This window comes from Burkholderia sp. BCC0322 (assembly GCF_902833045.1).
Lineage (GTDB): Bacteria > Pseudomonadota > Gammaproteobacteria > Burkholderiales > Burkholderiaceae > Burkholderia.
In genome coordinates this window covers 691417-715798 of sequence record NZ_CADFDU010000002.1, presented here as the reverse complement: position 1 = coordinate 715798, position 24382 = coordinate 691417, and the positions used below count along the sequence as shown (strand labels likewise).

Sequence of the window (24382 nt, the reverse complement as noted above, 5' to 3'; positions counted from 1 at the left end):
ACAGGTTCGGAAACGGCCGCGCGGCGCGCGGCGCGATCGATGGGCAATTCAGTGGTCGGCATCGGCCACGCGCGCCTGCGCGGCGGCAAGGCTCGCGCCGCCCGGCGGCGTCTCGGAATCCGGTGCCGCGGCGTCACGCGTGCGCGCGGCCGCACGCGAAGCGGGGTCGGTACCGGCGGAAGACTTGTCGGCGGACGACGCTGCCGGATCGGCTGCCTGACCAGCCGGCTTGTCGGCTGCGCGCGCAGCGGGCACGGCTTCGGCGGGCTTCTCCGCGGCCTTGTCGGCTCGCTCGGCCGGCTTGTCGACTACCTTGTCGGCCGCCGGCTTTGCCGTCCGTTCGCCCTTCTCCGCTGCCGCATCGACATGCGCCGCGCGAATCGCGGCCATCGGCGCCGCAGCCGGCTCGGTACCGGTCGCAGCGCTTGCCGCAGGCGCCGCACCGGCCGCCCTCGCCTCGCGCGCTGCTGCACGTTCCTTCCGCTCCGGCGAGCGCAGGTCGAGCGCCTCCTGCACGCCCTTCACGCCCGGCACGATTTCGGGTTCGACATGCTTCGACCCGCGCGCGTTTTTCGAGCGCTTCGGCTTCGCAGCCAACATCGGTGCGGCCGCCATCACCTCATCGAGCGCCTTCTTCGCGGCGGCCTGCTCGGCCGCACGCCGGCTCGCACCGGAGCCCGACACCTTCACGTCGAGCTTCGGCACCGTGCATTCGACTTCGAATTGCTGATTGTGCGCCGCACCATGCGTCGCGACCACCGTGTAGGTCGGCAGCGCGATCTTGTGCCCCTGCAGGTACTCCTGCAGCAGCGTCTTCGCGTCCTTGCCGAGCGTGCGCGGATCGATGTGGTCGAGAATCGGGATATAGAGGCGCTTGATGACCCCTTGGGCGGCTTCGAAGCCGCCATCGAGGAACACGGCCCCGATGATGGCTTCGAACGCGTCCGCGAGGATCGACGGGCGGCGGAACCCGCCGCTGCGCAGCTCACCCTCGCCAAGCCGCAGTCCGTCCGAAATATTCAGGGCCTGAGCAATTTCATATAGCGACTGCTGTTTGACGAGGTTGGCGCGTACGCGCGACAGATCGCCTTCGTCCAGCTTGCTGAAACGCTGGAACAAAAGGGCAGCCACCGCGCAATTCAGAACGGAATCGCCGAGAAACTCGAGCCGTTCGTTGTGCGTGGCACTGTGACTACGATGGGTCAAAGCCTGGCGCAACAATTCCGCATTGCGAAATTCGTAGCGCAGCCGGCTTTCCAACTGGGATAGGGGCATGTGCAGGAGTATAACGCGGGCGCCGGTCGGGCCGAAACGGCACGGCCGGACGCGAAAAGGCGTGACGAGGCGGTGTTACCGCCGGTTCTTAAAGTAGTTCGGCACTACGCGACGCGGCCCGTGCGTCGCGTAGTGCGAGTGATTCGAATGCGATCAGTTGAAGGAACCGATGCGCTTCAGGTCGCTGAAGTTCATCCAGATGAAGAACGCGCGACCGACGATGTTCTGGTCCGGCACGAAACCCCAGTAGCGGCTGTCCGCACTGTTGTCGCGGTTGTCGCCCATCATGAAGTAATGACCGGGCGGCACCTTGCAGATCACGCCGCGGCTGTTGTACGTGCAGTTGTCGCGAAACGGATAGTCGTATGCGCCCATCACGAACGGCGGCACGGCCGGGTTGTTGAGGATTGCGTTCTTCTTGTTGCCGATCGTTTCCTCGAACTGCTTCGCATAATTCTGGCGCTCGTCGTCGAAGAAATCGGGCAGCGGCGTTTCGGGCACCGGCTGGCCGTTGATCGTGAGCTGCTTGTCCTGGTACGCGACGGTATCGCCCGGCAGGCCGATCACGCGCTTGATGTAGTCGACCGACTCGTCCTTCGGATAGCGGAACACGACGACGTCGCCGCGCGACAGCGGGCTGCCCTGCGTGATCTTCGTGTTCGTGACCGGCAGGCGCAGCCCGTATTCGAACTTGTTGACGAGGATGAAATCGCCAACGAGCAGCGTCGGCACCATCGAGCCCGACGGAATCTTGAACGGCTCGACCACGAACGAACGCACGACGAACACCGCCAGGATCACCGGGAAGAAGCTCGCCGTGTACTCAAGCCACCACGGCTGGCGCAGCTTCTCGTCGCGCAGCTTCGAACGCGTCTGCACCGCGTTTTCGTCCGCGAAACGCTTGTCGATGCGCGACTGCTGGCGATCGAACTCCTCGATCGCCGAGTCGGCCGCCTTGCGTCGCTGCGGCAGGAACACCAGCTTGTCCAGCACCCACGCTACGCCCGTCAAGATGACGAGCACAAAAAGAATCAGCGCAAAATTCATAAAAGGATCAGTCCTGTTATTTGTCTTCGACGCGCAAGATCGCAAGGAACGCTTCCTGCGGGATCTCGACCGAACCCACCTGCTTCATTCGCTTCTTGCCTTCCTTCTGCTTCTCGAGCAGCTTCTTCTTTCGCGTGATGTCGCCGCCGTAGCACTTCGCGAGCACGTTCTTGCGCAGCGCCTTGATGTTCTCGCGCGCGACGATGTGCGCGCCGATCGCGGCCTGGATCGCCACGTCGTACATCTGGCGCGGAATGATCTCGCGCATCTTCGCGGCAACTTCGCGGCCGCGATATTGCGACTGCGAACGGTGCACGATGATCGACAGCGCATCGACCTTGTCGCCGTTGATCAGCATGTCGACCTTCACGACGTCCGACGAACGGTATTCCTTGAACTCGTAGTCCATCGACGCATAGCCGCGCGACACCGACTTCAGGCGATCGAAGAAGTCGAGCACGATCTCGGCCATCGGGATCTCGTACGTGAGCTGCACCTGGCGGCCGTGATACTGCATGTTGATCTGCGAGCCGCGCTTCTGCTCGCACAGCGTGATCACCGAGCCCACGTAATCCTGCGGCATGTACAGGTTCACGGTGACGATCGGTTCGCGGACTTCGGCGATACGGCCCGGCTCCGGCATCTTCGCCGGGTTCTCGACCATGATCGTCGATCCGTCGCTCTGCACGACCTCGTAGACAACCGTCGGTGCGGTCGTGATGAGATCCATGTCGAACTCGCGCTCGAGCCGCTCCTGCACGATTTCCATGTGCAGCAGCCCGAGGAAGCCGCAGCGGAAACCGAACCCGAGCGCCTGCGACACTTCCGGCTCGTACTGCAGCGATGCGTCGTTCAGCTTCAGCTTCTCGAGCGATTCGCGCAGCGCGTCGTACTGGTTCGCCTCGACCGGATACAGCCCTGCGAACACCTGCGGCTTCACTTCCTTGAAGCCCGGCAGCGGCTCGGTAGCGGCCTTGGTCACGTGCGTGACGGTATCGCCGACCTTCGCGGCCGTCAGTTCCTTGATGCCCGCGATGATGAAGCCCACCTGCCCCGCCGACAGCGAATCGAGATTGCGCGACTTCGGCGTGAACACGCCGACGTGCTCGACCGGATACTGCGCGCCGGTCGCCATCATCTTGATCTTGTCCTTCGGGCGAAGCGTGCCGTTGACGATACGCACCAGCATCACGACGCCGACGTAGTTGTCGAACCACGAATCGATGATGAGCGCCTGCAGCGGCGCGGCTGGGTCGCCCTTCGGCGGCGGCACCTTCGCGATCAGCGCTTCGAGCACGTCCTCGACGCCGAGGCCCGTCTTCGCGCTGCAACGGGTTGCGTCGGTTGCATCGATGCCGATCACGTCCTCGATCTCCTCGATCGCGTTCTCGGGGTTCGCGGCCGGCAGGTCGATCTTGTTCAGCACGGGAACGACCTCGACGCCGAGCTCGATCGCCGTGTAGCAGTTTGCGACCGTCTGCGCCTCGACGCCCTGGCTCGCATCGACGACCAGCAGCGCGCCTTCGCACGCGGACAGCGAGCGACTGACTTCGTACGAGAAGTCGACGTGCCCCGGCGTGTCGATCAGGTTCAGGTTGTAGACCTTGCCGTCGCGCGCGCGATAGGACAGCGCGGCTGTCTGCGCCTTGATCGTGATGCCGCGCTCGCGCTCGATATCCATCGAATCGAGCACCTGCGCTTCCATTTCACGGTCGGCGAGGCCGCCGCATACCTGGATGATGCGATCCGCGAGCGTCGACTTGCCATGGTCGATGTGCGCGATGATCGAGAAATTGCGAATATGATCCATTCAGTGCCGATCAAGCGAAAAAGGCGCGCTCGACGACTGCGGAGCACGCCTTGTGTAAGTCGGTGAAAAAACAGCTTATTTTAGCCGAAAAGGCCTTCAGCCGGGCGGTATTTCCAACGCCGGGCCGCGCGCTGTCCCGCCGTGGCACCCGCCGGGTCAAGTCCCGTACGAAGCGACGCCCGCCAGCCGCACGTCAGGCTCGGCGCCGAGCCGTCAGCACGTCGCGCACCCGGGCGTCGTCGAACCGGTGGCGGCATACCTCCGCCCCGTCCAGCAGCAGCACGGGCACGTCCTCGTCGTAGCGGGCGACGAGTGTCGCATCGGTGTCGATGTCGATGTAATCGACCTCGACACCGAATTCGGCCGCCACCGGCGCCAGTGCGTCGCGCATGTCGTCGCACAGGTGGCACCAGCCGCGACCGTAGAGCGTGAACATCGGCGCGTTACTTCTGGCGCGGCCGCACGGGCACGAACTGCGTGTTGTCACCGCGTCGAACGAGCACCGCGACCGCCTTCTGCGGATCGAGCTGCGCGGTCACGTCGGCGAACTGCTTCGCGTTCGTGATGTCGGTGTCGCCGACGCGCAGCACGATGTCACCGCGCTGCAGGCCCGCCCGGGCGGCCGGGCCGTCGACGCCGTCGACCTGCACGCCGTTCTTCAGCTTCAGCGTCTTCATCTGCTCCGCCGTCAGGTCACTGACCGTCAGACCGAGCGAATTGGCCTGGCGCGGCTTCAGCGGCGCGCTCTTGCGCTGCTCGGCCTTTGCCGTCGTCTCAGCCGGCGTCTCCGCGATCGTGATCGGCAGATCGCGTGCCTGACCCTTGCGCCATACGCTGACGGTCGCCTTCGTGCCGGGCTTCGTGTCGCCGACCATGCGCGGCAGGTCCGACGCAGTATCGACCGAACGGCCGTTGAACTTCAGGATAATGTCGCCCGGCTGGATGCCGGCCTTGTCGGCCGGGCCACCCGGCTCGACGCTGCTGACGAGCGCGCCCTCGGCCTTCGGCAACCCGATCGAGTCGGCCACGTCCTTCGTCACCTCGCCGATCGCCACCGCGATCCGGCCGCGCGTGACCTTGCCCGTCGCCTTCAGCTGGTCGGCCACGCGCATCGCCTCGTCGATCGGAATCGCGAACGAGATGCCCATGAAGCCGCCGGTACGGCTGTAGATCTGCGAGTTGATCCCGATCACCTCGCCCTGCATGTTGATCAGCGGGCCGCCCGAGTTGCCCGGGTTCACGGCGACGTCCGTCTGGATGAACGGCAGGTAGTCGCCCGTATTGCGGCTCTTCGAGCTGACGATGCCGGCGGTCACCGTGTTGTCGAGGCCGAACGGCGAACCGATCGCGACGACCCACTCGCCGACGCGCACCTTGGTCGAATCGCCGATCGCGACGACCGGCAGGTTCGACGCCTGGATCTTGACGACCGCGACGTCGGTACGATCGTCGACACCGATCAGCTTCGCCTTGAATTCGCGCTTGTCGGTCAGCGTCACGTAGATGGTGTCCGCATCGTCGACGACGTGCGCATTGGTCATCACGTAACCGTCAGCCGACACGATGAAACCCGAGCCGACACCGCGATTCTGTTCGGTATCGGGCGGATTGTCCGGCGTCGGCGCGTTCTTCGGATTGCCGCCGCCATTGCCGCTACCGTTGCCGGGCGCCTGCGGCAGCGGAATGCCGAAGAAGCGCCGGAAGAATTCCGACATGTCGCCGTTGTCGAATCCCGGCGGGAGCATCCCGCGCGGGCCGCTGCTCGTCGGCACGTTGGCGGTGGTCCGGATGTTCACGACAGCCGGCCCGACCTTTTCGACCAGATCGGCGAAGTCGGGCAGGCTGGCAGCGGGAGCCGTCACCGCGAATGCGGTATGTGGCACGAGCGGCAGGCAGGCAGACAGCGCCGCCGCCGCGAGCCATTTGCGCAGCGTGAATTTAATCATGTCGGAAGCCGTAGCGTTACTTGGAAGCCTTGTATTCTATGGCAGACGCGAACTGCTGCAACGTAGCCGGCGGCACTTCGCCGAGCACGGTGATCCAGTAGTCGCCGCGGCGCTTCACGAGAACGTTCGTTGCACCGGTGCTGCCTGCGCCTTCCTTGCGCATATTCTTTTCGGCCGGCTCGATGAAAACCGAGATCGTCGCGAGACCGTCGGTGAAGACGGCCTGATCGACCGGGATCGGCGGCTCACCCGCGTCACGCGCAGCCATCGGCCGGCGCACTTCACGAATCTTCTGGAAACCGGCCACGCTCGGTGCGAGCTGCCAGCCCTGCGCTTCCATGTCGACCGTCGCGACCGGCGGGCGTACGATCGTCCAGCCGCTCAGGTTGCGCATGCCGGCCGCGATCGCGGCCCTGTCGCCGCTGGCGCCGCCCGTCTGCAGTTGCGAGAACGCGATCTGCTCGAGCACGTGATCGTTCGCATCGAGCGTCTGCGAGCGCAGCAGCAGCCCCGTGCGCGCGTCGGCCCACAGTTTGTACGTGAAGCGGTACGCATCCTTCGGCACGAGTTCGACGACCTGCGCGTCGATCCCCGCCACGCGATCCTTGCCGAGCGACTTCGCGTCGTAGACGGACATCACGTGCTCGCCGCTCGCGCCGAGCAGCGCGGGGAACGAGTCGCGCGTCTGACGGCGCTCGACGACGCACAGCTTGCGCTCGGGCACGAACGTGTACAGCTCGTCGTTATGGCGCAGCAGCTTGCGCGGCTTGCCGTCGAGCGTCTCGATGCGCTCGAACTCGCCGTCGCGGGACGCGACATGCGCGATGCGCGACGACTGGACATACCCGCCGCGCTGGTATACGAACGTGCCTTCGTAGCTCTGCTGCTGCGCCGCTTGCTGGACGCGGTCGAGCCAGTCGGCGGCACCCTTGCGGGTTGCGACGGGATCGTCCGGTTGCTGGGCGCTGGCAGGAAGGGATTGAACGGACAACAGGGCGGCTGCGCAAAGCAGGAGGGCCGGCAGCCGCTTCCATCCGGAGATGGCGTGATTCAACTGCAATGTCCGCATCGGGTTTATTGGCCTGGCGTGGTGGTCACGGCAGCGCGGATCAGCGGCATCGAACCCGTGACGACGGGCTGCTGCGCGAATTGCTGGTGCGCTTCGAGGTATTGGTCGAGGCTGGCGTCGCGGATGATGTTCACGTCCTGCAGGCCCGGCTGGGCCGATGCCTGCGCAACCGTCACGCGCTGCAGGTTGCCGCCTTGCGGCGCACCGGCCGACGCGACCTGGACGGCGCCCGGGGCACCGGCCGTCTGCATTTGGGGGACGACGATCCACGTCAGCGTGGCCGCCGCAGCAGCGACCGCGAACGCGGGCACGACACGCCGGCGCAGCGACAGCAGCTTGCGCGCGACGGGTGCGGCCGCCGGCGCAAGCAAGTGCGGCTCGCTTTCGAGCGCAGCCGACATGCGCGCGGTGAACGCAACGCTCAGCGCAGGCGACAACGCGAGCTCGTCCGAGCGCAGCGCATCGCCGATCAGGTGGTAATGGGCCCACGCAGCGCGATCCGCGCGGTTGAGCTCAGCCAGAAACTGCCCGTTGTCCGGGCCATCGAACATTTCGCCGTCGACCAGCGCGGAAAGGCGCTCGCCGCGCGAGCACGCTTGCGACTGCGTATTGACCGACCCCATGATGCTCCCCATCTTGCACACCCCGTCGTGACTTCACGACTCTATCCGTAACTAGACCCCGACCCGCGTCGCTCCGCCTGTCGCGCTTACCAGCGCTTGCCTTCGGGCGTATCGAGCAGCGGACGCAATTTGGCAGCGATTGCCTCGCGTGCACGGAAGATCCGCGACCGGACCGTCCCGATCGGACAGCCCATCATTTCCGCGATCTCTTCGTAGCTCAGGCCCTCGATCTCGCGCAGCGTAATTGCCTGACGCAGTTCTTCGGGCAGCAGAGCCATTGCAGCGTTGACCGTCTCGGCAATCTGCTTGCTCATCAACATCGACTCAGGCGTGTTGATATCCCTTAGTTGGTCTGCGTCGGAGAAAGTTTCCGCTTCCTCCGCATCGGCCTCGGTCGAGGTCGGCGCCCGGCGGCCTTGCGTCGCAAGGTAGTTCTTCGCCGTGTTGACGGCAATTCGGTACAACCACGTATAGAACGCCGATTCGCCGCGAAATTGCGGCAGCGCACGATACGCCTTGATGAACGCGTCCTGGGCCACATCCTCGACCTCGGCGGGATCCCGCACGAGGCGCGAGATCAGCCGGATGATCTTGCGGTGGTATTTGGAGACCAGGAGTTCGAACGCTGCCTTGTCGCCCTTCTGTACGCGCTCGACCAGAGCCTGATCGATTTCTTTTTCACTCACCTGACAAATCCGTTAACTAGGGATGCAACGCGGAGCGATATTGTAGCGTTCCCGCGCCGGCCGCTGGTTACGGTCGGTAACCGCGCCGCCGTCACGCCCGCCCCGCCGCGCCCGCCGTTCTCGCCAGCACGGAAAGCGCGCTGAACGATGCGGCGTCGAGCGCATCGGCCGGAATCAGCAGCGGCCGGGCCCGCCGGGCACCCTGCCCGACCGACAGCACCAGCAACAGGCTGCTCCAGTGCGCATGACCCGTCACGCGGCCGCGGGCCAGCAGGCGCCCGGTGCGGCCAAACGCCGCGACTTCCCCGAATGCGTCGATCTGCAACTCGGCCGGCAACCGGCGGGCACAAGCCCGCGCAGCGCACACGGCCAGCAGCGCGGCCGTCACGGCCGACACGCCTGCACCGGCGGCAGCGCCCGCGCGCGGCGCCCAGAACAGGTAGGCCGACGCGGTAGCTGACGCGACAAACACGGCCAGCACGAGATACGACACGGACGAGGCCCGCAACGCAAAGCGCTGCGGACGCCCGGCCGGAACATCGAATGGACTCGTCAAGCGATTGCGGCGTCAGACGCGCTTGAACACCAGCGTACCGTTGGTACCGCCGAAGCCGAAGTTGTTCTTCACGGCGACGTCGATCTTCATGTCACGCGCGGTGTTCGCGCAGTAATCGAGATCGCACTCCGGGTCCTGGTTGAAGATGTTGATGGTCGGCGGCGACACGTTGTTGTGCAGCGCCAGCACCGTGAACACCGACTCGAGGCCGCCCGCGCCGCCCAGCAAGTGGCCCGTCATCGACTTCGTCGAGTTCACGACGATCTTGTACGCATGCTCGCCGAAGGCCGCCTTCACCGCGTCGGACTCGTTCTTGTCGCCCAGCGGCGTCGACGTGCCGTGCGCGTTCAGGTACTGGACCTCGTCCGCGTTCACGCCGGCGTCGCGCAGCGCCGCGACCATGCAGCGGCGCGGGCCGTCCATGTTCGGCGCGGTCATGTGGTACGCGTCACCCGTCATGCCGAAGCCCGAGACTTCCGCGTAGATCTTCGCACCGCGTGCCTTCGCCGCTTCGTACTCCTCGAGCACCATCACGCCGGCACCCTCGCCCAGCACGAAGCCGTCGCGGTCCTTGTCCCACGGACGGGATGCGCTGGCCGGATCGTCGTTGCGGGTCGACAGCGCACGCGCTGCCGCGAAACCGCCGATGCCGAGCGGCGACACCGTCGATTCGGCGCCACCCGCGACCATCACGTCGGCGTCGCCGGCCTGGATCAGGCGCGCTGCGAGGCCGATGCTGTGCAGGCCGGTCGTGCAGGCCGTCACGGCCGCGAGGTTCGGTCCCTTCAGGCCGAACATGATGCTCAGGTGGCCCGAGATCATGTTGATGATCGAACCCGGCACGAAGAACGGCGAAATCCGGCGCGCGCCGCGATCGACGTAGGTCTGGTGCGTATCTTCGATCATCGGCAGGCCGCCGATGCCGGAACCGACCAGCACGCCGATGCGTTCCGCGTTGGCTTCGGTCACTTCCAGCCCGCTGTCCTTGACGGCCTGGATGCCGGCGGCGATGCCGTAATGGATGAACGTATCCATGTTCCGGGCTTCCTTCGCCGGGATGTACTCCTCGGCGACGAACCCCTTCACTTCGCCAGCGAAGTGGACGGCAAGGTTCGACGGATCGAACTTCGTGACGGTGGCAATACCGGACTTGCCGGCGACGAGATTGGCCCAGCCGTCGGCAACATTATTGCCAACAGGCGAAATCAGCCCCAGGCCTGTAACAACAACACGACGGCGGCTCACGGTAACCTCTTTTCCATTATTGGATGACAAAAACAAAAGCCACAGTGGCCACAGGAACCAGCCCTGCGAGCCCTGTGGCTGTTAGTCCGTCCGGCGCGAAGCCGGCAGGATGGCGCGTCAATCGCGAAGATCGCGGCGACGTGGCGGACAAGCGCGAAAGGCGCTCGTTACGCCTTGACGTTTGCGCGAGCGTAGTCGATCGCTTGCTGAACGGTCGTGATCTTCTCTGCTTCTTCGTCCGGGATTTCCATGCCGAACTCGTCTTCCAGAGCCATCACCAGTTCGACCGTGTCGAGCGAGTCGGCACCCAGATCGTTCACGAACGAAGCTTCGTTCTTGATCTCGGCTTCCGCGACGCCCAGTTGTTCAGCGACGATCTTCTTGACACGTTGTTCGATGTTGTCCATTACCCCTCCGAGGGAAAGTTCAGATTTACAAGTGCGCGCATTTTATCAGGTTTGCTGACGCGAAAACGCGCGTTGGCTTGATGGTCGATCAAGCGCCGATCCGCTTGAAAAACGGGATACGGCGCGGATGGTAAACGAAAATCGTTACGACATGTACATGCCGCCGTTCACGTGCAGCGTCGTACCGGTGATGTAACCGGCTTGCGGCGATGCGAGGAACGCGACGGCATGGGCGATGTCTTCCGGGCTGCCGAGGCGGCCGAGCGGAATCTGGGTCTTGAGCGCGGCCTGCTGTTCTTCCGGCAGCGTCTTCGTCATGTCGGTGTCGATGAAGCCCGGCGCCACGCAGTTCACGGTGATGCCGCGGCTGCCGATTTCACGCGCGAGCGCACGCGTCATGCCCGCCACGCCGGCCTTCGCAGCCGCGTAGTTGACCTGACCCGGGTTGCCGGCCGAGCCGACCACCGACGTGATGTTGATGATGCGGCCGCCACGTGCCTTCATCATCGGGCGCAGCACCGCGCGCGACAGGCGGAACACCGACTTCAGGTTGGTGTCGATCACCGCATCCCAGTCCTCGTCCTTCATCCGCATCGCGAGCTGGTCCTGCGTGATGCCCGCGTTGTTGACGAGCACGTTCAGCGCGCCGAATTCCTTCACGGTCGCGTCGATCAGCGCCTCGGCGGCTGCCGCGTCGTTGACGTTCAGCACCGCACCGCGGCCCGTGACGCCCGCTTCCGCGAACGCGGCCGTAATCGCAGCGGCGCCCGACTCGCTCGTCGCCGTGCCGATCACCGTCGCGCCCAGGCGCGCGAGTTCGAGCGCGATCGAACGGCCGATGCCGCGCGACGCGCCGGTGACGATCGCAACCTGTTTATCGAGAGTCTTGTCCATGAATCGAATATCCGTCTCTTGAGAAATGGCGCCGCGTCAGGCGGTCACCAGCTTGAGCGCTTCGTCGAGCGAAGCCGGATCGAATACCGACGCGCCCGTCAGGTTGCCGTCGATGCGCTTCGTCAGGCCCGCGAGCACCTTGCCCGGACCGCACTCGATCACATGCGTGACGCCCGTGCCGGCGATGTGCCGCACGCACTCGACCCAGCGCACCGGGCCCGCGGCCTGGCGCACCAGCGCATCCTTGATCGCAGCCGGATCGCTGACCACGGCGACGTCGATGTTGTTGACGACCGGAATCTGCGGCGCCTTGACGTCGACGTTCGCGAGATAGTCGCGCAGCTGGTCCGACGCCGGCTTGAGCAGCGACGAATGGAACGGCGCCGACACTGGCAACGGCAGTGCGCGCTTCGCGCCCTTCGCCTTCGCGATCTCGCAGGCCTTTTCGACTGCGGCCTTGTTGCCTGCGATAACGACCTGTGCGGGTGCATTGAAGTTCACCGCTTCGACGACGCCCGCTTCCGCGGCTTCGGCGCAGACCGCGCGCACCGTGTCGTCATCGAGACCCAGAATCGCGGCCATGCCGCCCTGGCCGACCGGCACGGCCGTCTGCATCGCTTGCGCGCGGAAACGCACGAGCGGCACGGCGTCCTTGAACGCGAGCGCGCCCGCAGCGACGAGCGCCGTGTATTCACCGAGGCTGTGGCCGGCGACGATCGTCGGCGCCGGGCCGCCTGCCTGCTGCCACGCGCGATAGCACGCATAGGCCGCGGTCAGCATCACGGGCTGCGTGTTGGTGGTGAGGTTCAGTTCTTCGGCCGGGCCTTCGGCGATCAGCTTGCCGAGATCCTGATTGAGTGCATCGGACGCTTCCTGGAGTGTCTCGCGCACGACGGCCAGATCGGCGAATGCGTTGAGCATGCCGACTGCCTGCGAGCCCTGCCCCGGAAAAACGAATGCAAATTTCATATCGTCCCCAATTGAATCGATTCGGACGGCGCACACGAATGGCGCGCCGATGGGATCCGCGCGCAGCAACCGCGCGCCGCGGATCAGTAGCGGAAGACCGACGCGCCCCAGGTGAAGCCGCCGCCGACACCTTCGATCAGCACGTGCTGGCCGCGCTGGATGCGACCGTCACGCACCGCGGTGTCGAGCGCCAGCGGGATCGACGCGGCCGACGTGTTGCCGTGCTGGTCGACCGTCACGACCATGCGCTCCTGCGGCAGGCCGAGCTTGCGGCAGGTGCTGGTCATGATGCGGATGTTGGCCTGGTGCGGAATCAGCCAGTCGATCTGCTCGGGCGCGAGATTCGCCTTCGCGAGCGCCTCGATCGCGACCTTCTCGAGCACGTTGACCGCGAGCTTGAACACGGCCTGCCCGTCCATGTACAGGAACGCGCTGCCTTCGATCACGCCGCGGTTGACGTTGCCCGGCGTGCAGAGGATGTGCGAATAGCTGCCGTCCGCGTGCAGCGCGCTGCCGAGCACGCCCGGCTCTTCCGACGCGGACAGGATCACCGCGCCCGCGCCATCGCCGAACAGCACGCAGGTCGTGCGGTCCTTGAAGTCGAGAATGCGCGAGAACGTCTCCGCACCGACGACGAGCGCCGTGCGGTGCTGGCCGCTGCGGATGAAGCTGTCAGCCGTCGCCATCGCATACGCGAAACCCGAACACACGGCCTGCACGTCGAATGCCGCGCCGCCGTTCTTGATGCCGAGCTTGTTCTGCAGCAGACACGCGGTGCTCGGGAACACGAAATCGGGGGTCGAAGTCGCGACGATGATCAGGTCGATCGACTGCGGATCGATGCCGGCGGCTTCGATCGCGCGACGCGACGCCTCGAGCGCGAGGTCGCTGGTCGTGACGTCCGGTGCGGCGAAATGGCGCGCATGGATACCCGTGCGCGCAACGATCCATTCATCGCTCGTCTCGATGCCTTCCTTCGCAAGGCGATCGGCCAACTGCTGGTTCGTGACGCGGTCAGGCGGCAGGTAGCTGCCCGTGCCGAGCACGCGGGAATAGAGAGTCGATTGGGCCATTTATGCTTTAGAGGATTGCGCAGCGGAAGGTTCGGCGTGATGGCCTGCGGCGGGGCTTGCATGGCCCGCGCCGCCCGTGTCGTGTTCGCCTTCGCCGAGCGATACTGAATTATCCGCCATCGCGCGCGCGAGGCGCTCCAGCACGCCGTTTTTGACGGCATCATACCCGCGTTTGATCGCCCACTCAAACGCGTAGGCATCGGCCGAACCGTGGCTCTTGATCACGAGGCTTTTCAGCCCCAGCAGCGCCGCGCCGTTGTACTGGCGGTGGTCGACGCGCTTCTTGAAGCGCATCAGGACAGGCAGCGCGAGCAGCGCCATCAGCTTCGACATCAGCGAACGGCCGAATTCCTCGCGGATGATGTCCGACAGCATCTGCGCGAGCCCCTCGGACGTCTTCAGCGCGACGTTGCCGACGAAGCCGTCGCACACGATCACGTCGACCGTGCCCTTGTAGATGTCGTTGCCTTCGACGTTGCCGCGGAAATTGAGCGTGCTGGCGCGCAGCAGTTCTCCCGCGCGCTTGATCGTCTCGTTGCCCTTGATCACCTCTTCACCGATGTTCAGCAGGCCGATCGTCGGACGCTCCTTGCCTTCGAGCGCGGCCACGAGCGCGTGCCCCATTTCCGCGAACTGCAGCAGGTGCTGCGGTTCGCAGTCGACGTTCGCGCCGAGGTCCAGCATCATCGTGTAGCCGGTCGGGTTCGGCAGAGCGAACGCGATCGCGGGCCGCTCGATGCCGGGCAGCGTCTTGAGTACGTAACGGGAAACGGCCATCAGCGCGCCGGTATTACCGGCGGAGATGCAGGCCTGCGCGGCGCCTTCCTTGACGTGATTGAGTGCGACGCGCATCGAAGAATCCTTCTTCTTGCGCAGCGCCACTTCGACAGGATCGTCCATCGCCACGACTTCGGTGGCGGGAACGATGGTCAGCGCGGGATCGTCGAGGGCTTTCAGCTTTTTCAGCTGAGCGCGGATCGCGCTTTCGATGCCGACGAGCATCAGGTGCGCATCGGGATGCGCGCGGACGAACTTGACTGCCGCGGGAACGGTCACGGACGGGCCGTGGTCGCCTCCCATGCAATCGATTGTGAGCTTTACGGTCATGGAATGCGACGAATTTCAGGCACAAAAAAGCGGCAGTTGAATGCCGCCTTTTTGTTGAGCCAGGAAAGTGTCAAGCGAACCAGTTGTCACGCGAACGGCAAGCGTAGCGCGCAACGCGTGACTTGACGCTTAGTCGTTCTTCGTCTTGACGACTTTCTTGCCGCGGTAGTAGCCGTTCGGGCTGACGTGGTGACGCAGGTGCACTTCACCCGTGCTCGGCTCGACTGCCAGCGGCGCTGCCGTCAGGAAATCGTGCGAACGATGCATGCCGCGCTTCGACGGCGACTTCTTGTTTTGCTGGACTGCCATGACTAACTCCTAAATAATTTTCCGGATTCTAACACAGCCCGATCCGGCGCTTAACTACCCTGGCCCAAAGCCTTTACGCCTTCCCGCGCCACAACTGCTTAGTGTTTCTTGGTGCCGTCACCGTCCTTCTTCAGCGCTTCCAGCGCTGCGAACGGATTCGGCCGTTTGCCTTCGTCCCCGGTTTCGCCGGACTCTTCGTCCGCCTCTTCCACGGGACCACTCGCACCCGACACGAGGCTTTCGTGAACTGCCGGGCAAACCTCGTGCTTGGGCACGAGCGGCAACGAAAGCAGCAACTCCTCTTCGATCAAGTCGACGAGATCGAACTGGCGTGAGCCCACGATCACATCGGCTTCATCGTCGTCGAGCGGAAATTCTTCAGCCTCTTCTTCGGTCGCGACCACCCGGTACGTCATGTCGACGTCGAACGTCTGGTCGTACGGAGTCATGCAGCGCTGGCACGTGAGCCACGCATGGCCGTGCACCGCAAGGCGCAGATACGGCTGCTGCCCGTCGGCGCCGTCGTCCTGCAACTCCTTCTGGATGAACCCCTCCGCCTGCCATGTGAAGACCGTGTCGCGATCTGGCGCGTCCGCAGGCACTTCGTTTAACATGCGCGGCAGTTGCGAGAGGCGCACCGCACCGGCAGCCTGCCGCCCGCTGCGGGCGAACTCGAACAGGTCGATTGCATGCGGATCAAGCGCCGCGGCAGGTTTGCCAGAAGAAGAAGTGTTCATGTGCGCTCCTGCCTACAGGCTGACTTGCGGATCCGGCTTGGCACCGCTCGCGTACGACTCATCCGCGGATGACGTACTTTACTTCCGAAGAACCGGCAGGCGCCACCACAACGGAAGCCTGCCGACGAAAAGCGGGAAAGCATACCTGTTTTACCTTTTGCAGTCAATCACTTAAGCTTGCGTCCGCACAACGCTGCGCAACACCCGACGACTCACCGATCCAACCGACCATGCCGGATACCGTTTGCCGCCCGCCGCGGCTGATTCTTGCCTCCAGTTCACGCTACCGCCGCGCACTCCTTGAGCGCCTCGGCATCCCCTTCGACGTCGTGTCGCCCGACCTCGACGAAACCCCGCACGACGGCGAAACGCCGGCCGCGACCGCCCTGCGGCTTGCCGGGGCAAAAGCACGCGCCGTCGCCGCGACGATCGACGCGCCGGACGGCGTGCTCGTGATCGGGTCGGACCAGGTCGCGACCTTCGACGGCCTCCAGATCGGCAAGCCCGGCACCCATGAGCGCGCGCTTGCGCAACTCATGTCGATGCAGGGCCGCGAAGTCGAATTCCACAGCGCGCTTTGCCTGTACGACAGCCGGACGGGCGAGGCACAGGTCGAGGACATCGTCACGCGCGTGCGCTTTCGCTCGCTGCCCGAAGCCGAACTCGACGCGTACCTGCGCGCGGAAACGCCGTACGACGTCGCCGGCAGCGCAAAGTCCGAAGGGCTCGGCATCGCCCTGCTCGACGCGATCGACTCGAACGACCCGACCGCGCTCGTCGGCCTGCCGCTGATCGCGCTCACGCGCATGCTGCGCGCCGCCGAATATCCGTTGTTTGCAATCACCCGTGGAGACCGCGCATGACCGCCGGCACGCTTTACCTCGTCCCGAACACGCTCGGCGAGGGCGACGAATCGATGCTCGCGGCCGTCCTGCCCGCGGCCGTACAGGCGCGCGCCGGCACGCTCGGCTATTACATCGGCGAGAACGCGAAGACGACGCGCGCGTTTCTGAAGAAGATCGGCACGACGCGCCCGATCCAGGAAATCGAGATCCGCGAGTTGAACGTCAACACGCCGGCCGGCGAAATCGACCGGCTCCTCGCGCCCGTGCTCGCCGGCGCAGACGCCGGCCTCGTGTCCGAAGCCGGCTGCCCGGCGGTCGCCGACCCCGGTGCATTGTTGGTGCGCCGCGCGCACGAGCGCGGCGTGAAGGTCGTGCCGCTCGTCGGGCCGAGTTCGATCCTGCTCGCACTGATGGCATCGGGCCTGAACGGCCAGAGCTTCGCGTTCAACGGCTACCTGCCGGTCGACGCGGCCGCGCGCGCCAAACGCCTGCGCGAACTCGAGCAACTGTCACGCAAGGCGCGCCAGACGCAGATCTTCATCGAAACGCCATACCGGAATCACGCGATGCTCGACACGCTGGTCGCGACCTGCGCACCGTCGACGCAGATCTGCGTCGCGGCCGACCTGACCCTCGCGACCGAGACGATCGCGAGCCGTACCGTAGCGGACTGGAAAAAGGCGCCTGCGCCGAATCTGCACAAGCGCCCTGCGATCTTCCTGCTGTTGGCGAACTGAACGCAGCAGGCGATCCGCCGGGTGAACGGCGGGCCATCGCGGCCCGCCCGCTTCTGGTCAGCGCAAGCTGACCGATGCGCCGCCGGCCGTCAGCGCCTTCATCGCGGCGCCGCCGACAGCCGCGCCAAACTTGCGCGCGACGCGGTTCGTCAGACTTTCCTTCACCGTATAGTCGACGAGATCAGGCGCCTTCAGCACGTCGCGCGCGACCGTGTCGGTCGTGCCGTAGCCGTCTGCCAGCCCGAGTTCGACACTCTTCTCGCCGGTCCAGAACAGGCCCGAGAACATGTCGGGCGTCTCGTGCAGCCGCTTGCCGCGGCCATCCTTCACGGCCTTGATGAACTGCGCGTGCACCTGGTCGAGCAATGCCTGCGCATGCACGTCCATCTTCGGCGTTTCCGGCGAGAACGGGTCGTAGAAGCCCTTGTTTTCGCCCGACGTATGCAAACGCCGCTCGACGCCGAGCTTGCCCATCAGCCCAGTAAAGCCAAACCCGTCCATCAGCACGCCGATCGACCCGACGATGCTCGCCTTGTCGACGAAGATCTTGTCGGCCGCCGACGCGATGTAATAGCCGCCCGATGCGCACATGTCGGTCACGACGACGTACAGCGGTTTGTCCGGATACTTCGCGCGCAGCCGGCGGATCTCGTCGTAGACCATCCCGGCCTGCACCGGGCTGCCGCCCGGGCTGTTGATCCGCAGCACGACACCGGCCGTGCCGTCGTCGTCGAACGCCGCATCGAGCGCCGTGTTGATGTCTTCGGCGTTTGCGTTGACACCGGCCGCGATCTCTCCGTCGATCGTCACGAGCGCCGTATGCCGCCCGCTCGACGAGAACTTCGAATCGCTCGAGAAATCGATCAACGCGAACGCGAACAGCACGAACACGGCGAGGAACGCGAAACGGAAGAAGATCTTCCAGCGCCGCGCCGCGCGCTGCTCCTTGACGGCCGCGAGTGCGATCCGCTCGAGCGCCGCACGCTCCCAGTTCGGTTCACGGCTGTCGGGACGGGAGGAAGAATCCGGGGAATTCGGTTGGTCGGCCATGCAGTGTCGTCGTTAGTCGGTCGTGGCGGGAACGGCGGGACGCAGGTCAGCGTCGGGCACCCAGAATACCGCACGGCCGTCGGACGTGTCGCGCTCGTCGACCGCCACCGGCCGCAGGCGGCCACCACGGCACGGGCCGCCGACGCACTTGCCGGTGTTCGGCTCGTAGATCGCGCCATGCGTCGCGCACATCAGATAGAGGCCCGACGATTCGAAGAACTGCCCTTCCGCCCAGTCGAGTTCCATCGGCACATGCGCGCAGCGATTCAGGTAACCGTATGCCTGGCCCTCGTAGCGCACGAAGAACACGACAGCCTGCTCGCCGCGCAGCGTCGCGTCGACGCGCACGCCGGCGCCGCCGTCGGCCAGGGCATCCGATGCGCACACGCGCACGGCGTCCGGCGCCGCGCTCACGCGTGCTCCCGCAGCCATGCGGCCAGCGCGCCGACGTCCGGCGCGACGAAGCGCGGCGCGAGCGCAGCCAGTGCGTCGGCCGTGTGCGCGCCGTACGCGACGCCGACGCCGGCCGCCCCGGCACTCGCGGCCATCTGCAGGTCGTGCGTCGTGTCGCCGATCATCACGGTGCGCGACAGGTCCTGCCCCAATTCCCGGGACAGCTCATGCAACATCGCCGGATGGGGTTTCGAGAAGGTTTCGTCGGCGCAGCGCGTCGCATCGAACAGGCTCGTCAGCTTCGACTGGTCGAGTACGCGGTTCAGCCCGACTCGCCCCTTGCCGGTTGCAACGGCAAGCAGGTAGCCCGTGTCGCGCAGCTCGGCGAGCAGTTCCCGCACGCCGGCGAACAACTCGATGCGCTGGTCGTCGAGCAGATAGTGGTAGCGGTAGCGCTCGGCGAGCCGCGCATAGTCGGACGGATCGAGGGTCGGAGCGGTAATCTGCAGCGCATCGCGCAGGCCGAGGCCGATCACGTAGCGCGACGCCTCGTCGGACGGCGTGGGCAGGCCGAGATCGCGGCATGCCGCCTGGATGCTGTGCGCGATGTGCGCAGTCGAATCCATCAGCGTGCCGTCCCAGTCGAAGACGATCAGGTCAAATTGCTGTCGAGCCATGCGGTTCAGGCGGTATCGCGCAGTGCGCTGAGTTGATCGAGGAAGCGCCGGCATTCGTCCGGCAGCGGCGCATCGAACTGCAGTGCCTCACCGGTCAGCGGGTGGGCGAGCCGCAGCCGGTACGCATGCAGGAACATCCGTTTCAACGACGGCTGCGCATTCGCGCGCGCCAGCGCCTTGTTCAGTGCGAAATCGCCATACTTGGCGTCACCGGCGATCGGCAGGCCGAGATGCGCGAGGTGCACACGGATCTGATGGGTCCGACCCGTTTTGAGTTCCGCTTCGAGAAGGGCGTACTCGGGCCAAAGGTCGACGAGGTTGAACACCGTATGCGACGGCAGCCCGTCGTCCTGCACACGCACGCGCCGCTCCCCTTCCGGGGTCGAATACTTGAACAGCGGCGCCTTCACCGCGCGGCGACGCCCCCAGTCGGACTGCCATTCACCGTGGACGCACGCGAAGTAGCGCTTGTCCATCTTGTTCTCGCGAATCTGTTCGTGCAGGCCCACCAGCGCCGTGCGCTTTTTCGCGAGCATCAGGATCCCGGACGTCTCGCGGTCCAGCCGGTGCACGAGTTCGAGGAATTTCGCGCGCGGGCGCGCCTGGCGCATCTGCTCGATCACGCCGAACGCGACGCCGCTGCCGCCGTGAACGGCGACCCCTGCCGGCTTGTTGATGACGAGCATCGCGTCGTCCTCGAACAACACGTCGAAGTGCGCGGGCGGCACGATGGTGGCTTCGGCGCGCGCGAGATCGGCTGCGGCCACGCGTATGGGCGGCACGCGGACGATGTCGCCGAACGCGAGCCGGTACTGCGCATCGACCCGGCCCTTATTCACGCGCACTTCGCCGCTGCGCAGGATCCGGTAAATATGGCTTTTCGGCACGCCTTTACAGACGCGCAACAGGAAGTTGTCGATACGCTGACCGACCGAGCTTTCGTCGATCTCGAGCATCGATACCTGGCCGCTTGCGACCGAATTCTGGGATATTTTGCCTAACTCGTTCATACTGAATATAATTTTGCCCAGCCAGACGTTGCGGGCGGCCTCACCGGCCGGCCCGGACCAACCGGGCAAGGCGCAAGCGCAAACCGCTATTTTACTTGCGCCGGGGGTCTGCTGCTCGCCCCTAATCAAAGAGAAGCAGCAAGTTGCACGCACGGCGCCGCCCGTCGGCAAGGATCGCGCCCAGAGGCGGATTCGGTCGGCAAGGCGCCGCGGTAACGGAAAGTTGGTTGAAAAGAATTTGATTGGCAGCCCGACGGCGCGAAGTGCGTCCGGGCAGGCTGCCGGTTGCGAAAATTACGGCGTTGCGCCCGATTTGGCTCCGCGAAGCGTGCGGGGCCTGGCGACGTCAAACCAGGGAAGTACACCCCAGGCGGGAAAGTCGGGCTGGATTCGATACTCCCCGCTGCGGCCCAAGCCGCAGCATCTGCCGCCCGTTGGCACGCGCGACGCATGACGACGCGCCCCGCGGCAGTGCCCGGCCTCAGGCTTAGCGCGCTTTGACAGCGTGCGGTGTGTGGACGCCGTGCTTTGAAGCCGTGTTCGCAGGTGCCCTATGGCCGCCGGCCCCGTCTTTCGGGCCCAAGCGCCTCTTCAGGCAATTCTCCCCGCCATCGTTCCCGCTCCAGCGTGCTTGTGACAACACAACAAGGCGCGGCCTGCCGTCGTTCCCGCCCTCGCGACTGACAACCGCGAGGCGCCGCCAGTAGAGCCGCCTGGAGTCGTTCATGAAACGCATGCTGTTCAATGCGACGCAGCAAGAGGAGCTGCGCGTCGCCATCGTAGATGGGCAGAAGCTCATCGACATCGACATCGAGACAGCCGGGCGCGAACAGCGCAAAGGCAATATCTACAAAGGTGTCATCACCCGTATCGAGCCGTCGCTCGAAGCGTGCTTCGTCAACTACGGCGAAGACCGCCACGGTTTCCTGCCGTTCAAGGAAGTCGCCCGCCAGTACTTCAAGGAAGGCATCGACATGCGCTCCGCGCGCATTCAGGACGCCCTGCGCGAAGGTCAGGAACTGATCGTCCAGGTCGAGAAGGAAGAGCGCGGCAACAAGGGCGCAGCCCTCACCACGTTCATTTCGCTCGCCGGCCGCTACCTGGTGCTGATGCCGAACAACCCTCGCGGCGGCGGCGTGTCGCGCCGGATCGAAGGTGACGAGCGTCAGGAACTGCGCGAAACGATGGCGCAACTGCAGATCCCGGACGGCATGAGCATGATCGCCCGTACCGCGGGCATCGGCCGCAGCGCCGAGGAACTGCAGTGGGACCTGAACTACCTGCTGCAATTGTGGCGCGCGATCGAAGCGGCGTCGCAAAGCGGCAACGCCGGCCAGCCGATGCTGATCTACCTGGAATCGAGCCTCGTGATCCGCGCGATCCGGGACTATTTCCAGCCCGATATCGGCGAAATCCTGATCGACACGAACGAAATTCACGATCAGGCCCGCGCATTCATGGACATCGTGATGCCGGACAACGTCGCGAAGGTGAAGCGCTACCACGACGACGTGCCGCTGTTCTCCCGCTTCCAGATCGAGCACCAGATCGAGACCGCATACTCGCGCACGGTGCCGCTGCCGTCGGGCGGCGCGATCGTGATCGACCACACCGAAGCACTCGTCGCGATCGACGTGAACTCGGCACGCGCGACCAAGGGCGCGGACATCGAGGAAACGGCCACCCGCACGAACCTCGAAGCGGCCGACGAAGTCGCCCGCCAGCTCCGCCTGCGCGACCTCGGCGGCCTGATCGTGATCGATTTCATCGACATGGAATCGGCGAAGAGCCAGCGCGAAGTCGAGCAGCGCCTGAAAGACGCGCTCAAGCATGACCGCGCGCGCGTCCAGATGGGCAAGATCTCCCGTTTCGGCCTGATGGAACTGTCGCGCCAGCGCCTGCGTCCGGCCCTGTCGGAAGGCAGCCATGTGACCTGCCCGCGTTGTAACGGCACCGGCCACATCCGCGATACCGAATCGTCCGCGCTGCAGGTCCTGCGGATCATTCAGGAAGAGGCAATGAAGGAAAACACCGCGGCGATCCACTGCCAGGTGCCGGTCGAGGTGACCGCCTTCCTGCTCAACGAAAAGCGTCAGGAAATCAACAAGATCGAGTCGCGCTTCAAGGTCGGCATCGTGCTGATCCCGAACAAGCACCTCGATACGCCGCACTACAAGCTCGAGCGCCTGCGCCACGACGACGCGCGTCTCGACGACCCGCGCGCGTCCTGGAAGATGGCCGAGGAAGCAGCCCGCGAACTCGAGTCGGAAACCGGCTACAGCAAGCGCGCGGCGGAAGTTAAGCCGAAGCAGGAAGCCGCGGTCAAGGGCATCACGCCCGAGCGTCCGGCCCCGAGCCCGGCACCGCAGCGCCCGGTCGAACCCGTTGCAGCGCCCGCGCCTGTCGCGCCGGCAAGCGGCGGCTTCATCGGCTGGCTGAAAGGCCTGTTCGGCGTGTCGCCGGCGCCCGCACCCGCACCGGTTGCTCCGGCACCGGCGAAGGAGCAGGCAGCCCGTCCGGCTCGCGGCGAGCGCACCGAGAAGTCCGAGCAGCGCGGCGAACGCGGCGGCGATCGCAACCGCAATCGTCGTGGCGGCGCCCAGCAGGCGCAAGGCGGCCGCGACCAGGCCGCAGCCGGGCGTGGCCAGCCGCAACGCCAGGAACGCGAAGGCAAGGAAGCACGCGAGCCGCGTGAAGCACGTGAGCCGCGTGAAGCACGTGAGCCGCGCGAAGGCCGTGAGCCGCGTGAGGGCCGTGAGCCGCGCGAGGGTCGTGAACCGCGTGAAGGTCGCGAGGGCCGTGGCCCGCGCGAAGGCCGCGAGCCGCGCGAGCCGCGTGAGAACCGCGAACCGCGCGAACGTGTCGAGCAGCCGGAAGGCGTCGAAGCAGCCGGTCGTGGTGAGCGCCAGGAACGCGGCGAACGTCGCGAGCGCGGCGAGCGCCGCAAGCCGACCCAGCATGCAGCAACGCTGGAAACCGTCACCCGTGGCGAAACCCATCAGGAACCGGAAGCCGACAAGGCCCTCGCAGAAGCCCTGCCCGGCGCCGAGCTGGCAGCCGACGCGGAAGCCGGCGCGCGTGATGGCGAGGAACGTCGCCGTCGCCGTCGCGGCCGCCGCGGCGGTCGTCGCGAGCGCGAGGAAGACGGCGCAGTCGTCGACCACGCCGAGCAAGGCGCAGAAGGCGAAGTTTCGGTGCACGCCGTGACGCCGGAAGCACCGGCTGCTACCGAACCGGCCCACACGACCGCACCGGCAGTCGCCGTGGCAGCCGCCGCGGCAAGCGCCGTCGTCGCCGAGGCAGTGGTCGAGCACCATGCCGAACCGGCAGCACCGGCCGATGTCGAGCCGCAACCGGCACCGGTACACGTCGAAGCAGCGCCGGCCGAAGCACCGGTAGTCGCCCTGGCAGCAGAACCGGCACCGATCGCACCGGCCGTCGCTACGGAAGCGGGTCCGGCGCCGGTCGCGGTTTCGCCGACCGACGCGTTCGAAGTGCCGGCAGCGCCTGTCGCCGTCGAGGCACCGCAGCCGGCACTCGTCGAGCCAGCTGCACCGGTCGTGACGACCGAAGCCGCTCCGGCGGCTGCCGAGCCTGTCCATGTCGAAGCAGCGCCGGTCGAGGCCGTCGCAGCACCAGCACCGGCACCGGCTCCCGCCCAACCGGCAGCCGCGCCCGCTTCGGCGAGCCTGGATACCGTGCTGGAGCAGGCCGGTCTCGTCTGGGTGAACACGGACGCCGACAAGTTCGCCGCTGCGCAAGAAGCCGCGTCGCGCCTTCCGCGCCCGGCTCGCGTGCCGCGCGAACGCAAGGTGCTGCCGCCGGTCGATACGGCCCCGATGCAGCAGGTCGAAACGACGCATCACTGATCGACGCATCGTCCGACCAGGAAAAGCCCGCCTCCGGCGGGCTTTTTC

General features: G+C 65.7%; 24 protein-coding genes. 3 read left to right on the top strand and 21 right to left on the bottom strand.

Annotated elements, in window-relative coordinates; translation table 11 throughout:
• Positions 1-48: 48 nt before the first annotated feature.
• From rnc to HWX39_RS09325, 17 genes are all read right to left on the bottom strand, one after another.
• Complete coding sequence (gene rnc, locus HWX39_RS09405) at positions 49-1275, bottom strand: ribonuclease III (protein ID WP_175967242.1); 1227 nt, start codon at positions 1273-1275, stop codon at positions 49-51.
• A gap of 153 nt (positions 1276-1428) precedes the next feature.
• On the bottom strand, positions 1429-2322 hold the full coding sequence (gene lepB, locus HWX39_RS09400) for a signal peptidase I (RefSeq protein ID WP_027788005.1): 894 nt from the start codon (positions 2320-2322) through the stop codon (positions 1429-1431).
• A 16-nt stretch (positions 2323-2338) separates the two neighbouring features.
• Entirely contained in the window at positions 2339-4132 is a 1794-nt protein-coding gene (gene lepA, locus HWX39_RS09395; RefSeq protein ID WP_175967240.1) for a translation elongation factor 4, read from the bottom strand.
• Positions 4133-4325: 193 nt separating this feature from the next.
• Positions 4326-4568, bottom strand: coding sequence for a glutaredoxin family protein (locus HWX39_RS09390; RefSeq protein ID WP_175967238.1), 243 nt, complete (start codon positions 4566-4568; stop codon positions 4326-4328).
• Positions 4569-4575: 7 nt separating this feature from the next.
• Positions 4576-6078, bottom strand: a complete 1503-nt coding sequence (locus tag HWX39_RS09385; protein WP_175967236.1) for a DegQ family serine endoprotease — start codon at positions 6076-6078, stop codon at positions 4576-4578.
• A gap of 16 nt (positions 6079-6094) precedes the next feature.
• A complete protein-coding gene (locus tag HWX39_RS09380) occupies positions 6095-7147 on the bottom strand; it encodes a MucB/RseB C-terminal domain-containing protein (protein WP_175967234.1) in 1053 nt (350 codons plus the stop codon).
• 5 nt (positions 7148-7152) lie between these two features.
• Positions 7153-7770, bottom strand: coding sequence for a sigma-E factor negative regulatory protein (locus tag HWX39_RS09375; protein ID WP_027788009.1), 618 nt, complete (start codon positions 7768-7770; stop codon positions 7153-7155).
• 86 nt (positions 7771-7856) lie between these two features.
• Positions 7857-8456 carry an RNA polymerase sigma factor RpoE gene (gene rpoE, locus HWX39_RS09370; protein ID WP_006490873.1) on the bottom strand — a complete coding sequence of 200 codons (600 nt, stop codon included), beginning with the start codon at positions 8454-8456 and terminating at the stop codon, positions 7857-7859.
• Between the two features lie 91 nt (positions 8457-8547).
• Positions 8548-9012 (bottom strand): hypothetical protein, encoded by a 465-nt coding sequence (locus HWX39_RS09365; protein WP_175967223.1) that lies wholly within the window; start codon positions 9010-9012, stop codon positions 8548-8550.
• Between the two features lie 12 nt (positions 9013-9024).
• Complete coding sequence (gene fabF / locus HWX39_RS09360) at positions 9025-10257, bottom strand: beta-ketoacyl-ACP synthase II (protein ID WP_175951719.1); 1233 nt, start codon at positions 10255-10257, stop codon at positions 9025-9027.
• Between the two features lie 167 nt (positions 10258-10424).
• Positions 10425-10664: an acyl carrier protein gene (gene acpP, locus HWX39_RS09355; protein WP_004197638.1), complete on the bottom strand. Its 240-nt coding sequence runs from the start codon at positions 10662-10664 to the stop codon at positions 10425-10427.
• A 144-nt stretch (positions 10665-10808) separates the two neighbouring features.
• Entirely contained in the window at positions 10809-11558 is a 750-nt protein-coding gene (gene fabG / locus HWX39_RS09350) for a 3-oxoacyl-ACP reductase FabG (RefSeq protein ID WP_006476504.1), read from the bottom strand.
• Between the two features lie 36 nt (positions 11559-11594).
• Positions 11595-12527, bottom strand: a complete 933-nt coding sequence (gene fabD / locus HWX39_RS09345; protein WP_175967221.1) for an ACP S-malonyltransferase — start codon at positions 12525-12527, stop codon at positions 11595-11597.
• A gap of 83 nt (positions 12528-12610) precedes the next feature.
• The gene (locus HWX39_RS09340; protein ID WP_175967219.1) at positions 12611-13600 is read right to left on the bottom strand and encodes a beta-ketoacyl-ACP synthase III; all 990 of its coding nucleotides are present in this window, start codon (positions 13598-13600) and stop codon (positions 12611-12613) included.
• Positions 13601-14707 (bottom strand): phosphate acyltransferase PlsX, encoded by a 1107-nt coding sequence (gene plsX, locus HWX39_RS09335; RefSeq protein ID WP_175951717.1) that lies wholly within the window; start codon positions 14705-14707, stop codon positions 13601-13603.
• A 129-nt stretch (positions 14708-14836) separates the two neighbouring features.
• On the bottom strand, positions 14837-15016 hold the full coding sequence (gene rpmF, locus HWX39_RS09330) for a 50S ribosomal protein L32 (protein WP_006051932.1): 180 nt from the start codon (positions 15014-15016) through the stop codon (positions 14837-14839).
• Positions 15017-15114: 98 nt separating this feature from the next.
• Positions 15115-15753 (bottom strand): DUF177 domain-containing protein, encoded by a 639-nt coding sequence (locus HWX39_RS09325; protein ID WP_175967217.1) that lies wholly within the window; start codon positions 15751-15753, stop codon positions 15115-15117.
• A gap of 230 nt (positions 15754-15983) precedes the next feature.
• Between HWX39_RS09325 and HWX39_RS09320 the strand changes: the two genes are divergently transcribed.
• Entirely contained in the window at positions 15984-16616 is a 633-nt protein-coding gene (locus tag HWX39_RS09320) for a Maf-like protein (protein ID WP_175967668.1), read from the top strand.
• Positions 16613-17335 carry an SAM-dependent methyltransferase gene (locus tag HWX39_RS09315; protein WP_175951714.1) on the top strand — a complete coding sequence of 241 codons (723 nt, stop codon included), beginning with the start codon at positions 16613-16615 and terminating at the stop codon, positions 17333-17335. The genes HWX39_RS09320 and HWX39_RS09315 overlap by 4 nt, the downstream gene beginning before the upstream one ends.
• Positions 17336-17392: 57 nt before the next feature.
• On the opposite strand, the gene HWX39_RS09310 is transcribed toward HWX39_RS09315, so the two are convergent.
• Genes HWX39_RS09310 through HWX39_RS09295 form a run of 4 tightly spaced genes read right to left on the bottom strand, consistent with a single transcriptional unit; the run spans position 17393 to position 20465 of the window.
• Positions 17393-18385, bottom strand: a complete 993-nt coding sequence (locus tag HWX39_RS09310) for a S49 family peptidase (protein WP_175967215.1) — start codon at positions 18383-18385, stop codon at positions 17393-17395.
• A 12-nt stretch (positions 18386-18397) separates the two neighbouring features.
• Complete coding sequence (locus HWX39_RS09305; RefSeq protein ID WP_175967212.1) at positions 18398-18799, bottom strand: Rieske 2Fe-2S domain-containing protein; 402 nt, start codon at positions 18797-18799, stop codon at positions 18398-18400.
• Entirely contained in the window at positions 18796-19455 is a 660-nt protein-coding gene (locus tag HWX39_RS09300) for an HAD-IA family hydrolase (protein WP_069620561.1), read from the bottom strand. The genes HWX39_RS09305 and HWX39_RS09300 overlap by 4 nt, the downstream gene beginning before the upstream one ends.
• Positions 19456-19460: 5 nt before the next feature.
• Positions 19461-20465, bottom strand: coding sequence for an RluA family pseudouridine synthase (locus tag HWX39_RS09295; protein ID WP_175951832.1), 1005 nt, complete (start codon positions 20463-20465; stop codon positions 19461-19463).
• A 725-nt stretch (positions 20466-21190) separates the two neighbouring features.
• Between HWX39_RS09295 and HWX39_RS09290 the strand changes: the two genes are divergently transcribed.
• Positions 21191-24334: an Rne/Rng family ribonuclease gene (locus HWX39_RS09290; RefSeq protein WP_175967201.1), complete on the top strand. Its 3144-nt coding sequence runs from the start codon at positions 21191-21193 to the stop codon at positions 24332-24334.
• The last annotated feature ends 48 nt before the right edge of the window (positions 24335-24382 follow it).

Coding starts and splice junctions, on each gene's coding strand:
- plsX (WP_175951717.1), bottom strand. CDS start 14,707: ATGACCGTAAAGCTCACAATCGATTGCATGGGAGGCGACCACGGCCCG.
- HWX39_RS09320 (WP_175967668.1), top strand. CDS start 15,984: ATGCCGGATACCGTTTGCCGCCCGCCGCGGCTGATTCTTGCCTCCAGT.
- lepA (WP_175967240.1), bottom strand. CDS start 4,132: ATGGATCATATTCGCAATTTCTCGATCATCGCGCACATCGACCATGGC.
- fabG (WP_006476504.1), bottom strand. CDS start 11,558: ATGGACAAGACTCTCGATAAACAGGTTGCGATCGTCACCGGCGCGTCG.
- HWX39_RS09375 (WP_027788009.1), bottom strand. CDS start 7,770: ATGGGGTCGGTCAATACGCAGTCGCAAGCGTGCTCGCGCGGCGAGCGC.
- HWX39_RS09325 (WP_175967217.1), bottom strand. CDS start 15,753: ATGAACACTTCTTCTTCTGGCAAACCTGCCGCGGCGCTTGATCCGCAT.
- acpP (WP_004197638.1), bottom strand. CDS start 10,664: ATGGACAACATCGAACAACGTGTCAAGAAGATCGTCGCTGAACAACTG.
- fabD (WP_175967221.1), bottom strand. CDS start 12,527: ATGAAATTTGCATTCGTTTTTCCGGGGCAGGGCTCGCAGGCAGTCGGC.
- HWX39_RS09290 (WP_175967201.1), top strand. CDS start 21,191: ATGAAACGCATGCTGTTCAATGCGACGCAGCAAGAGGAGCTGCGCGTC.
- rpmF (WP_006051932.1), bottom strand. CDS start 15,016: ATGGCAGTCCAGCAAAACAAGAAGTCGCCGTCGAAGCGCGGCATGCAT.
- HWX39_RS09300 (WP_069620561.1), bottom strand. CDS start 19,455: ATGGCTCGACAGCAATTTGACCTGATCGTCTTCGACTGGGACGGCACG.
- rnc (WP_175967242.1), bottom strand. CDS start 1,275: ATGCCCCTATCCCAGTTGGAAAGCCGGCTGCGCTACGAATTTCGCAAT.
- HWX39_RS09340 (WP_175967219.1), bottom strand. CDS start 13,600: ATGGCCCAATCGACTCTCTATTCCCGCGTGCTCGGCACGGGCAGCTAC.
- lepB (WP_027788005.1), bottom strand. CDS start 2,322: ATGAATTTTGCGCTGATTCTTTTTGTGCTCGTCATCTTGACGGGCGTA.
- HWX39_RS09295 (WP_175951832.1), bottom strand. CDS start 20,465: ATGAACGAGTTAGGCAAAATATCCCAGAATTCGGTCGCAAGCGGCCAG.
- HWX39_RS09390 (WP_175967238.1), bottom strand. CDS start 4,568: ATGTTCACGCTCTACGGTCGCGGCTGGTGCCACCTGTGCGACGACATG.
- HWX39_RS09315 (WP_175951714.1), top strand. CDS start 16,613: ATGACCGCCGGCACGCTTTACCTCGTCCCGAACACGCTCGGCGAGGGC.
- HWX39_RS09380 (WP_175967234.1), bottom strand. CDS start 7,147: ATGCGGACATTGCAGTTGAATCACGCCATCTCCGGATGGAAGCGGCTG.
- HWX39_RS09310 (WP_175967215.1), bottom strand. CDS start 18,385: ATGGCCGACCAACCGAATTCCCCGGATTCTTCCTCCCGTCCCGACAGC.
- HWX39_RS09385 (WP_175967236.1), bottom strand. CDS start 6,078: ATGATTAAATTCACGCTGCGCAAATGGCTCGCGGCGGCGGCGCTGTCT.